This window comes from Saccharothrix coeruleofusca, assembly GCF_014648515.1.
GTDB classification, from domain to species: Bacteria; Actinomycetota; Actinomycetes; order Mycobacteriales; family Pseudonocardiaceae; genus Actinosynnema; species Actinosynnema coeruleofuscum.
In genome coordinates, this window is the sequence record NZ_BMRG01000019.1 from 92,358 (window position 1) to 103,947 (window position 11,590).

7 protein-coding genes are annotated in these 11,590 nt (G+C 72.8%); 5 read left to right on the top strand and 2 right to left on the bottom strand.

From position 1 onward, the window contains the following. Nucleotides 1-27 precede the first annotated feature (27 nt). On the top strand, nucleotides 28-1,011 hold the full coding sequence (locus tag IEZ00_RS30790; RefSeq protein WP_189226869.1) for an aldo/keto reductase: 984 nt from the start codon (nucleotides 28-30) through the stop codon (nucleotides 1,009-1,011). Nucleotides 1,012-1,020: 9 nt separating this feature from the next. On the opposite strand, the gene IEZ00_RS30795 is transcribed toward IEZ00_RS30790, so the two are convergent. Next, nucleotides 1,021-1,779 carry a thioesterase II family protein gene (locus tag IEZ00_RS30795; protein ID WP_229796264.1) on the bottom strand — a complete coding sequence of 253 codons (759 nt, stop codon included), beginning with the start codon at nucleotides 1,777-1,779 and terminating at the stop codon, nucleotides 1,021-1,023. Next, complete coding sequence (locus tag IEZ00_RS30800; RefSeq protein ID WP_229796265.1) at nucleotides 1,772-2,977, bottom strand: cytochrome P450; 1,206 nt, start codon at nucleotides 2,975-2,977, stop codon at nucleotides 1,772-1,774. Before IEZ00_RS30800 ends, IEZ00_RS30795 begins: the two co-directional genes overlap by 8 nt. 562 nt (nucleotides 2,978-3,539) lie before the next feature. Here IEZ00_RS30800 and IEZ00_RS30805 point away from each other — a divergent pair. The 4 genes from IEZ00_RS30805 to IEZ00_RS30820 are packed head-to-tail and all read left to right on the top strand — an operon-like array spanning nucleotide 3,540 to nucleotide 11,559. After that, nucleotides 3,540-5,258, top strand: a complete 1,719-nt coding sequence (locus IEZ00_RS30805; RefSeq protein ID WP_189226871.1) for a condensation domain-containing protein — start codon at nucleotides 3,540-3,542, stop codon at nucleotides 5,256-5,258. Between the two features lie 43 nt (nucleotides 5,259-5,301). Beyond that, nucleotides 5,302-8,958, top strand: coding sequence for a type I polyketide synthase (locus tag IEZ00_RS30810; protein ID WP_229796266.1), 3,657 nt, complete (start codon nucleotides 5,302-5,304; stop codon nucleotides 8,956-8,958). After that, nucleotides 8,948-10,285 (top strand): MFS transporter, encoded by a 1,338-nt coding sequence (locus tag IEZ00_RS30815; protein ID WP_189226872.1) that lies wholly within the window; start codon nucleotides 8,948-8,950, stop codon nucleotides 10,283-10,285. Before IEZ00_RS30810 ends, IEZ00_RS30815 begins: the two co-directional genes overlap by 11 nt. 20 nt (nucleotides 10,286-10,305) lie before the next feature. Next, nucleotides 10,306-11,559 carry a cytochrome P450 family protein gene (locus tag IEZ00_RS30820; protein WP_189226873.1) on the top strand — a complete coding sequence of 418 codons (1,254 nt, stop codon included), beginning with the start codon at nucleotides 10,306-10,308 and terminating at the stop codon, nucleotides 11,557-11,559. Nucleotides 11,560-11,590: the final 31 nt, after the last annotated feature.

An 11,590-nucleotide genomic window follows, 5' to 3' on the forward strand; every position in this document is an offset into this window, starting at 1 on the left:
GCACACCACGAGGGGGAGCACACCCGGATGAAGTATCGGGAGATCGGCACCGAGCCGCAGCACCGCAGGAAGGTCAGCGCGCTGGCGCTGGGGGCCATGCTGTTCGGCACGGTGGTCGAGGAGGAGCGGGCGTTCGCCGTCCTGGACCGCTACGTGGCGGCGGGCGGCACGTTCCTCGACACCGCCAACAACTACGCGTTCTGGATCAACGGCACCCAGGGCGGGGAGAGCGAGGCGCTGCTCGGGCGGTGGCGGCGCAGCCGGGGCATCACCGACGAGGTGGTGATCGCCACCAAGCTGGCCGGTCGGCCGAAGAAGCCGGGCCGCGACTTCTTCAACCTGGAGGGCCTGGCGCCGCAGGTGATCCGGGAGTCCTCGGCGCGCAGCCGGGAACTGCTGGGCGTGGAGAAGCTGGACCTGCTGTACGCGCACGGCGACGACATGACCGTGCCGCAGCGCGACGTCGTCGAGGCGTTCGCGGGCCTGGTGCGCGACGGCACGGTGGACATGATCGGCGTCAGCAACCACTGGTCGTGGCGGCTGGAGCGGTGGCGGGCCACCGCCGAGGCCGCGAACCTGCCCAGTTACAGCGTCATCCAGTACCACCACACCTACCTGCGGGCGCGCGGCGACGTCCCCGGACGGCGCTCCAAGGACGGCGACCAGGGGCTGTTCAGCGCGGAGCTGATCACCTACCTGCGGGACCGCCCCGAGCTGACGCTGGTGGCGTACACGCCGCTGCTGTCCGGCGCCTACGTGCGGGAGGACCGGCCGCTGGGCGAGCTGCACGACCACGCGGGCACCAAGGCCCGCCTCCGGGCGCTGCACGAGGTGGTCCGGCAGACCGGGGCGACCGCGAACCAGGTGGTGCTGTCCTGGATGATCGGCGGTGACCTGCCGGTCATCCCGCTGGTGGGCGCGTCGTCGGTGGAGCAGCTGGACGAGAGCCTGGAGGCGGTCGACCTGGAGCTGACCGCCGATCAGCGCGCGTTGCTCGACGCCGCGCACTGATCGCGGCGCTCAGCCCGGTCCGGTCAGGGTGGCCGCGATGACGTCGAGGACGCGCGCCACCCCGGCCGGGTCGAAGAAGTGGCCGCCGGACACGGCCTCCAGCGCGAACGGCCCGGTGGTCTCCTCGCGCCAGGCGGCCATCCGCTCCACCGACGCCTCGCGGTCGTCCACGCCCGCGAACGCGCGCAGCGGCACGTCCAGCGCGGGCCGCACCGGCGCGCCGGAGGTGGCCACCACGGTGAGGTCGGCGCGCAGCGCGGGCAGGAACAGCTCCAGCAGGTCCGGTCGCTCCAGCACGATCGACGGCGTGCCGCCCAGGTCGCGCAGGTAGGCGATCAGGCCCTCGTCCGGCTCGTCCCACCCGCGCACCCTGCGGCGCAACGCGGGCGCGGCGCTGGAGGCCACGAACAGCGCGCGTGGACCGGCGCTGGCGCGGGCGCGCAACGCGTGCGCCAGCGCCAGCGCCACCCGCGCGCCCATGCTGTGGCCGTAGCAGGCGAACGGCTCGTCCAGCAGCGGGTCCAGCACCTCCAGCAGCTCCTCGACCAGCGGCCCCATGCGGACGTGCGGCGGCTCGTCCAGGCGGGTGTCGCGGCCGGGCAGCTGCACCGCCACCGTCGCCACGTCCGGCGGCAGCCGGTCCGGCCAGTCCCGGAACATCGCGGCGTTGCCGCCCGCGTAGTGGAAGCACAGCAGCCGGACGCGGGCGGCGCCCGGCCTGCCGTAGTGGCGCAGCGCCCGCCGCCTGCGCACCAGGAGGTCAACCACGGGGCTTCGCGGTGATCGGCACGTGCTTGTAGCCGGACACGAAGTTGGACACCAGGCGCTCGGGCGGGCCCGCGGCCTCGAAGTCCTGGAAGCGGCCCAGCAGCTCCTCGAACAGGATGCGCAGCGTCACGCGGGCCACGCTGTGCCCGACGCAGTAGTGCGGCCCGATGCCGAAGGCCAGGTGCTTGTTCGGCTTGCGGCGCAGGTCGAACGTCTCGGAGTCGGGGAACTCGCGCTCGTCCCGGTTGGCCGCGCCCAGCCACACCACCACCGCGTCACCGGCCGCGATCCGCGTGTTGCGCACCACGACGTCCCTGGTGGCGTAGCGCAGCATGTGGTTCACCGGCGAGGCCCAGCGCAGCGCCTCCTCCACCGCGGTCGTGCCCACCTCCGGCTCGGCGGCCCACTGCCGCAGCACGTCGGAGTCGATGAACTCGGCCATCACGAAGTTCGGCGCGTGCGGCGTGGTGACGTTCGCGCCCAGCAGCAGGCTGTAGCAGTTGGACACGATCTCGCTGGAGGACATGTGCCTGCCCTCGAAGCGGGTGTTGATCAGCACGCTGATCAGGTCGTCACCGGTGTGCTCGCGGCGGAACCGCACCAGGTCCTGGAAGTAGGCGAACAGCTCGCGGTGCGCCATCTGCAGGGTCGCGGACCGGCTGCCCGCGTCCTGGTACTCCGGGTCGTCGGCGGCGATGCAGATCGTGGTGAGCCTGCTCAGCCACGACCAGTCCTGCGTCGGCAGGCCCATCATGGTGCCCGTGACCGACATCGGCATCGCCAGCATGGCCTGGCCGAAGTCGAACACGCCGCCGTCGCCGATCGGCGCGATCAGGTCGCCGACCAGCGAGCGGATCATGTCGCGCCGCCGGTCGACCGCCTGCACCGCCAGCGCCTTCTTCAGCCGTGCCTGCATGACGGTGTGGCGGGGCGGGTCGGTGACCGCGAGCTGCTGGCCGCCCGCCGGGTCGTCCATGCCGAGCAGTTCGAGCATGGTGCCGCGCTCGGAGGTGAACAGCGCGGTGTTGCGCAGGACGTAATCGGTCTCCTTGAAGTGCACCACCGACCAGAACCCGCGCTCGTGGTCGACCTGCGACCACCTCAACGTGTCCAGGCCGCGCAGCTCGCGCCAGACCGCGTGCGCGTCGCCGTCGCTGTACAGGTGGGGGTCGACCAGATCGGTGCCACCTGCGTGCACCGGGCATCCGGAAACGGTTGCATCGTGGACGGGCATGGTCCGGTGTCCTCATCGGTTCTGGGAGAGAGCCGTCCGGCAGACTCCTGGTCGGTGGGCGGTCGGCAGGCGGGCACCGCGGTGTTCGGGCACGCGGCGGGCCGGGCGCGTCGGCGCACCCGTTCGATCGGCTATTGCTTCCGCGCGCGCGTCGTCCGATTTCTTTCGCGCTTCGGTGAACACCACTTCGGGGGCGCGCACCTTATTATCGCGAACAGCGGCCCACCGGTTCGGCGAGCATTGTCGGACCTCTTCACGCGCCCCAGAACTCCCCAGTTCCCGTGCCGCGGGTCGACACCAGGTCGAACCCATCGGTAACGCAGTCAAACACCACGTCCGGGAAATCGTCAACCACTGCGGGCCGGACACTGCGGACCGAGTGTCCACACCGGACGTGGATACCGAAGCCGTGGGTTGACGGGTTCTGAAGGCCGGTCTTACGGTGCGAACGGGTCCACGGCGGAAAGTGGCCTACTCGAGGGCACAGGCCCATTCGTCATCAGGTGGAATACCACTGGGGGAAGTCATGCGATCGGTGCCGGATGCGCGCGCGCCTCGTTCCGGGGCGCACGCACCGCGCGGTCCTGGTTCGGACCGAAGCGACTGGTACCCGGCCACACCCACCCAGCAGGGCATCTGGATCCTGGACCGGATCGAGCGCCTGCGTCCCACGTACCTGCTGCCCAGCGTCCTGGAGTTCACCGGGGCGGTGGACTGCGAGGTGCTGACCGCCGCTGTGGCGCGGGCGCTGGCACGCCACCCCGCCCTGCGCTCGCGGTTCCGGCTGGACGCCGCCGCGCGCCGGGTGGACTACCGCACCGACGGCTCCGCGCCCGAGGTCGGGTTCACCGACGCGGTCACCGACGGCTGGTCGTCCGACGAAATCGAGCGGCTGGTGGAGGCGCTGTGCTACACGCCGTTCGAACTGGCCGACGAGGCGCCCGCGCGGGCCGAGGTGATCCGCCTCGGCGAGGACCGCGTACTGCTCGTGCTGACCGTGCACCACATCGTGTTCGACGGGGTGTCCCGGCAGCTGCTGGTGGACGAGATCGGCACCACCTACCGGGCGCTGGTGCGCGGCGTCGAGCCGGAGCTGCCGACGCCGCCGCACCCGGCGGAGGTCCAGGACCGCCCGGAGGACGGCGACGGCTTCGCCGAGCGGGTGGCCGGTGTGGTGGAGCGGCTGCGCGGCGCGCCGACCTCGGTGACCCTGCCCTACGACGGCGACCCGGAGGACCCGGAGCTGTCGATGGTCGGTGCCACCGCGCGGACCACTGTGGACGCGGACGTGACCGAGGCCGTGCTGGCGGTGGCCGCCCAGGAGGGCTGCACCGCCTTCATGGCGGGCGTGGCGCTGCTGGCGGGCACCTTCGCCCGCACCACCGGCCAGACCGACTTCCTGTTCGCGGTCGTCTGGCCCGGCCGCGACGACCCGGCGGCCGCCGACGTCATCGGCATGTTCATGACCACCTTGGTGCTGCGCGTCCGGCTCGACGACGGCACCACGTGGCGGGAGCTGCTGCGCGCGGCGCGGACCGGCGGCATGGAGGCGTTCATCGACTCGGACGTGCCGCTGGACGCGATCGCCGCCGCGCTGGACGCCGACCGCGACATGGCCCGGCCGCCGCTGACCCCGGTCCTGGTCAACCTGGCCGAGGACCCCGCCCCGCTGGAGCTGTCCCCCGGCGTGGTCGGGCACTTCCAGCCGCTGCGCCCCGAGTACAGCAAGTGGGACCTGGCGCTGTTCGTCGGCCTGGACCGGACCACCGGTCGCGACCGCCTCGAACTGTCGCTGAACCACCCGGCCGCGCTGTTCACCGCGGCCACCACCGCCCAACTCCTCGCCGAGCTGCGCAGCAGCGCGGCCGATCTCGCTCGCGACCCGGAGGACACCGTGCAGAACCAGCCGTCCGCGGAAAAGATCGACCTCGACGACCCCGCCGCCCGGCTGGACCTGGTGCGGTCCATCTGGCGGGAGGTCCTCGACACCGACCAGGTCGACGACGACGTCAGCTTCTTCGACGCGGGCGGCGACTCGCTGCGGCTGGTGATCCTGGTGGAGCGCCTTGGCCAGGCGTCGGGACGGGCGCTGCGGACCGTCGACCTGTTCCGCGCGGGCACCGTGCGCGGGCAGGCGGACCTGCTGGCCGCCCCCGCCGACACCGCGGGCGCGGATCGGGGCAGCAGCCGGGACCGGCTGCTGGGCGCGGTGCGCGGTCGCCGCACCGGCGACGAGCGCCGGTGACCGCGCGCGCCGCCCGCCGCGAACCCGAACGGGAGGACACGAGGTGACCAACGACCAGGGAGCCGACACCGGCGACGCGGTCGCGGTCGTCGGGATGGCGTGCCGCTACCCCGGCGCGAACGACGTCGAGGCGTTCTGGGAGCTGCTGCGCGACGGCGTCGAGGGCATCACCCGGTTCGACGTCGAGGAGCTGGTGCGCGACAAGGGCGCCGACCCCGACCAGGTGCGGCAGCCGAACTTCGTGCCCGCCAAGGGGGTGCTGGCCGACTCCGCCAAGTTCGACTGGTCCTTCTTCGGCTACACCCGCGCCGAGGCCGCGGGCATCGACCCGCAGCAGCGGGTGTTCCTGGAGACCGCGTCGTCCGCTCTGGACGACGCCGGGCTGGACCCGACCCGGTTCGACGGCTGGATCGGCGTGTACGCGGGCGCGGATCGCACGCACACCGGCAGCGGCCGAGAGCTCAGCCCGCTGGAGCGGTTGATCGGGCTGGAGAAGGACCACGTGGCCACGCGGGTGGCGTACAAGCTGGGCCTGCGCGGGCCCGCGGTGACCGTGCAGACGTCATGCTCCACGTCGCTGGTCGCCATCCACATGGCGGTGCAGAGCCTGCTGAACCGGGAGTGCGACGCGGCGCTGGCGGGCGGCGTCGCCGTGGCGCCCAAGGGCGAGTGGGGCTACTGGCACGAGCCTGGCGGACCGCTGTCCGCCGACGGTCACACCCGCCCGTTCGACGCACGCGCCACGGGCACCGTGCCCAGTGAAGGCGTCGGCGTGGTGGTGCTCAAGCGGCTGGGCGACGCGCTGCGCGACGGCGACCGGATCGCGGCCGTGGTGCTCGGCTCGGCGCTGAACAACGACGGCGCGGACAAGATGGGCTACACCACGCCGTCCATCCCCGGCCAGCGCGACGTCATCCGCTACGCGCAGAAGCTCGCGGGCGTGGACGCGGCCGACATCGACTACGTCGAGGCGCACGGCACGGCCACCCCCATCGGCGATCCGGTCGAGGTTCAGGCGCTGACCGAGGCGTTCCGGATGTCCACCGACCGCGACGGCTTCTGCCTGATCGGCGGGGTGAAGGGCAACCTCGGCCACACCAGCGCGGCCGCGGGGGTGGCCGCGTTCATCAAGACCGTCCTGATGCTCGAGCACGGCGAAGTGGTGCCCAGCCTGCACTTCGAATCGCCGAACCCGTTGCTGGAGCTGGAGAGCACGCCGTTCCGGGTGTGCACCGAGCACGCGCCGTGGCCCGACCGGGGCACCCGGCTGGCGGCTGTCAGCTCCTTCGGCGTGGGCGGCACCAACGCGCACGTGGTGCTCCAGGGCCCGCCGCGGCGGCCACCCGCGGCGGTGGAGCCGGGCGGCACGGTGCTCGCGCTGTCCGCGGCCTCACCGGAGGCCCTGCGCCGCCTGCGCGCCGACATGGCGGCCGCGCTGCGCCGTGATCCCGCGCCGGACATGGCCGCGGTGGCGCGCACGCTGGCCGGACGCCGGGCGCACCGGCACAAGCAGGCGTTCGCGGTGTCCGACCACGCGCACGCCGCGGACCTGCTCGCCGCGGCGGGCGACCCGGACGCGCCGCGCCCGCTGGGCAAGGTGGCGTTCCTGTTCCCCGGCCACGGCACCCTGCGGTACAACGCGGGCGCGGCCGCCTACCGGCTGCTGCCGGGGTTCCGCGACCGGTTCGACGAGATCCGCGAAGCGGTGCTGGAGCGGTGCGGCGTCGACCTGTCGCCGGTGGTGGCGCGGGAGGACGGCGGGCCGGAGTGGTTCGACAACGGCGCGCACCAGCAGCTCGGTCTGTTCGTCCTCGGCTACGCGCTGGGCGGGCAACTGCTGGACTGGGGCATCACCCCGGTCGGGATGTTCGGCAACAGCGTCGGCGAGTTCGCGCCCGCCACCCTGGCCGGGGTGTGGTCGCCCGCCGACGCCGCCACCCTGGTCCACGAGCGGGCGCGCGCGGCCTGGGAGCTGGCGCCGCCCGGTCGCATGGTCGCGGTGGCGGGAGCCGCCGAGGAGGTGCTGCGCAGGCTCGGTCCGGACAGCGCGGTCGAGGTGTCGATGATCAGCCGGGGCGGTGTGGTGCTGTCCGGCCTTGAGTCCGATGTGGACGAACTTCTGGCCGGCGAAGCGTTGGCGGGGCTGGACTGGCGCCTGCTGGCGGTGGACCGACCGGGGCACTGCTCCGCCCTGGCGCCCGCCGCGGCGGTCCTGCGCGACCTCGTCGCGGACCTGCCCGCCAAACCCGCTGCGCTGCCGCTGATCTCCGACACCACCGGCACGTGGGCCGATCCGGCCGCGGTGGGCGAACCGGAGTACTGGGCCGCGCAGCTGACCCGGCCCGTGCTGCTGGACGCGGGCGTGGAGACCCTGCTCGACGCGGGCGTGGACACGTTCCTGGAGCTGGGACCCGGCGCCTCCATGCTGGGCACGGTGCGCTGGAACGGGCGCTGGGACGGCAACCGCACCGCGCTGCCGCTGCTGGGCCGGGCCGAGGACGGCGACCTGGGCCTGCTGCGGGCGCTGGGCGCGCTGTGGGAGCGCGGGCTCGACGTGCTGGGCGGGACCGCGCTCGCGCCACCCGCCGGGGCCGAGCCGCCGCCGCGCGTGTCGCTGCCGCCGCACCCGCACCTGGGCGAGGACCCGGACGGGGACCGGCCGGTGGGGGCCGTGTCCCCGATGCGCGAACGCCCGGCCGCGCGGGTGGGCGGTGACTCGGTGCGCACCGTGCTGGAACAGCTGTGGGCCACCGCGCTGGACCGCCCGCCCTCGTCGGAGGCGGACCACTTCTACGCCCTGGGCGGCGAGTCGCTGATCGCGCTGAACATGATGAGCCGCCTGCGGGAGCGCACCGGCGTCGTGGTGTCGCTGGCCGAGTTCTCCCGCGAGCCCACGTTCGGCCGCCTGCTGGAGCTGGCCCAGCGGAACCGGCCCGCGGCACCGGAGGCGCACCTGCCGGTGAGCGCGGTGCGGTTGCGGGAGGGCTCGGGACGCCCGCTGTTCCTGGCCGCCGACGCCGTCGGCACCGCGATCAGCTACCAGGCGCTGGCCGACCGGCTCGACGCGGACCGCCCGGTGTACGGGTTGGAGCCCGACCCGGCCGACCGCACGCGCCGATCCGTGACGCGGATCGCGGCGCAACACCTCGACGCGGTGCTCGCCATCCAGCCGGAAGGCCCTTACACGCTCGGCGGGTGGTCCTTCGGCGCGGTGGTCGCGCACGAGATGGCGCGCCTGCTGGTCGCGCGCGGCGCGGTGGTGGACGTGCTGCTGTGCATCGACGCCTTCATGCCCGGCAGGCTCGGCGTGCCCCTCGGCCTGGACCCGGAGTTCCTCTACAGCCACGCCGCCTTCCAGGTGGCGGGCGTGCTGAACCTGGGCGAGGTCGGCAGGCGGATGCGCCGCAACCCCGCGCTGCGCAAGCTCTTCCTGGACAAGGCGCGGGTGCTGGCGCCCTACCGGCCGCGGCCGGTGGACTGCCCGGCGGTGGTGTTCAAGGTCGGTGTGGACGCGACCGCCGCGCACCGGCTCACCACCAGGTTGACCCCGCTGTACGGCGGCGGCGTGCGCGTGCTCCCGGTGCCGGGGAACCACTGGTCGGTGCTGACCGAGCCGCACGTGCGCAAGCTCGCCGATGATCTGCTCACCACGTTGGCCGGCGCAGAGCCGGCGCGGAATGAGGTCGTGGATGTCCGCTGAACCGCGCGAGGGCGACACAACCGCGCAGACCCCGGTGTCGGGAGCCGCGACGGAGACGATCCCGGAAACGCCTCCGGAAGCGCCTCCGGGCACGCCCTCGGAAGCACCCCCGGACCGGCCGCTGATCAAGAACCGGGACTTCCAGGCGCTGTGGAGCAGTGAGGCGTTCGCCGCGGTGGGCAAGGAGACCGCCGAGATCGCCTACCCGCTGCTGATCCTGGCCACCACCGGGTCCGCGCTGTACGCGGGCGTGGTCGGCTCGGCGCAGCTGATCACGGCCAGCGTGATGTCCATCCCCGGTGGCACGCTCGCGGACCGGCTCGACCGCAGGCTGCTGCTGGTGGGCTGCAACCTGGTCCGGGTGGCGCTGCTGGCGCTGTTCAGCGTGCTGATCTTCACCGACAGCACCAGCATGCCGGTGATCTTCGCGATCGCGGTGGTCTCGGCGACCTGCTTCGGCCTGTCGCAGCCCGCCGGCATGGCCGCGATCAAGGCGCTGGTGCCGCCGTCCCAGCTCACCCAGGCCACCGCGCAGAACCAGATCCGCTACTTCGGCGCCACCGTGGCCGGGCCGCCGATCGGCGGCGCGCTGTTCGGGGTGGCGCGGGCGTTCCCGTTCCTGGCCGCGGCGGTGTCGTTCCTGATCTCCAGCGCGCTGCTGCTGCTCGTGCGCAGGCCGATGCAGAGCGCGCAGAGCCGGGCGGCCAAGGAGAAGGGCGGCACGGCCGAGGGGTTCCGGTTCCTGTTCAAGCAACCGATCCTGCGCCCGCTGATCATCTGGATCATGGGTTCGAACATGGCGTTCACCCACTCCGGCGTGTTCCTCGCGCTCATCGCGACCGCGCAGGGCCGGGGCGCGTCGGAGTCGTTCATCGGCGCCACCCTCGCCGTGGCGGGGCTCGGCGGGCTGTTCGGCTCGCTGGTCGCCGGGTGGGTCTTCCGGAAGGTCAAGCCGTCGGTGATCGTGCTGTGCGGCGCGTGGATCGGTCCGGTGGTGGCGATCCTGCTCGCGGTCGTGCCCGGCGTGATCCCGCTGGGCGTCATCGTGACCCTGGTGTTCATCCGCGGGCCGATCATCAGCACGCTGTTCCTGTCCTACCTCGCCGCCGTCGCCCCGGACAAGGTCCAGGGGCGCGTGCTCGGCGCGGTGTTCTTCATGTCCATGAGCGCGGCGCCCATCGGCGTCTTCCTGGTCGGCGCGGTGTTCGACCTCGCGGGTCCGACGTGGGTGTTCATCACCATGTGCGCGATCTCGGCGGTGGCCGCCCTGCCCACCTTGACCAAGCGCATCCGCACCCTGCCCGCACCCGAAGCCGTCGCCGTATGACCGTCATCGGAGGAGAAGCCATGAGCACCGAAGCGCAGCCGGGCGTGGACCACGAGACTCTCCCCCCGGAGTTCTTCACCGACCCGGCCTACCCCAACGGCCACGCCGACAACGCCCGGCTGCGGGACAAGTGCCCGGTGCACCGGGTCAACCACCCGATCGGGGCCGAGGCGTACGTGGTCATGGACTACGAGACGGTGGCGGGCTCGTTCACCGACCCCCGGCTGTCCAAGAGCGTGGACAACGCGCCCGCGTGGTGGCAGGACCTGCTCAAGGACTCCAGCCCGACGCTGATCCGCAACATGCTCACCGCGGACCCGCCCAGGCACACCCGGCTGCGCAAGCTGGTGGCGCAGGCGTTCACCCCGCGCAAGATGAAGGCGTTGCGGCCGCGCATCCAGCAGACCGCCGACGACCTGATCGACGCCTTCAGCGACGGCCGGGCCGACCTGTTCACGGAGTTCGCGATCACGCTGCCGCTGAAGGTGATCTGCGAGTTCCTCGGCGTGCCCTTCGAGGACCGTGACAAGCTGCAGGAGTGGGGCCTGCTCCTCAGCGGCGCGCCGTACGCGACCGAGGAGGAGAACCGCAGGCTCAAGTGGGCCAGCGACAGCATCGAGGAGTACCTCAAGGACCTGCTGGCCGCGCGCCGCGCGGGCGAGCTGGGCGACGACCTGGTCAGCACGCTGATCCGGGCCGCCGACGAGGACGGCCGGTTCACCGACGACGAGCTGGTCTCCACGCTCATCCTGCTGATCAACGCGGGCCACAAGACGACCGCGTACACGATCAGCAACGGCATGGAGGCGCTGTTCGCCAACCCGGACCAGCTGGAGCTGCTGCGCGCCAACCCCGACCTCGCCCCCAGCGCCATCGAGGAGTTCCTGCGCTACCAGCCGCCGGTCTACCGCGGCACGCTGCGCGTGGCGGCCCAGGACATGGAGCTGGCGGGCGTGCGCATCGCCAAGGAGTCGTTCGTGCACCTGATGATCAGCTCCGCCAACCGCGACCCGAAGGTGTTCCCGGACCCGGACCGGCTGGACATCACCCGCACCGGCAACCGGCACTTCTCCTTCGGCCACGGCGCGCACTTCTGCCCCGGCTCCCCGCTGTCCCGCCTGGAGGGCGAGATCGCGTTCAACACCCTGCTGCGCAGGCTGCCCGACATCGCGCTCGCCGTGCCCCGCGAGGAGCTGCCGTGGCTGTACGACAACTCCGTCGGCCGCGGCGTCAACAGCCTGCCGATCACCTACACCACCAAGCTGCCCCGCTAGTTCTCGACCGCACAACCGTTTGGAGCACCGC

Excerpts from the sequence above, each read along its gene's own strand:
- IEZ00_RS30790 (WP_189226869.1), top strand. The coding sequence starts at position 28 with ATGAAGTATCGGGAGATCGGCACCGAGCCGCAGCACCGCAGGAAGGTC.
- IEZ00_RS30805 (WP_189226871.1), top strand. The coding sequence starts at position 3,540 with ATGCGATCGGTGCCGGATGCGCGCGCGCCTCGTTCCGGGGCGCACGCA.
- IEZ00_RS30815 (WP_189226872.1), top strand. The coding sequence starts at position 8,948 with ATGTCCGCTGAACCGCGCGAGGGCGACACAACCGCGCAGACCCCGGTG.
- IEZ00_RS30820 (WP_189226873.1), top strand. The coding sequence starts at position 10,306 with ATGAGCACCGAAGCGCAGCCGGGCGTGGACCACGAGACTCTCCCCCCG.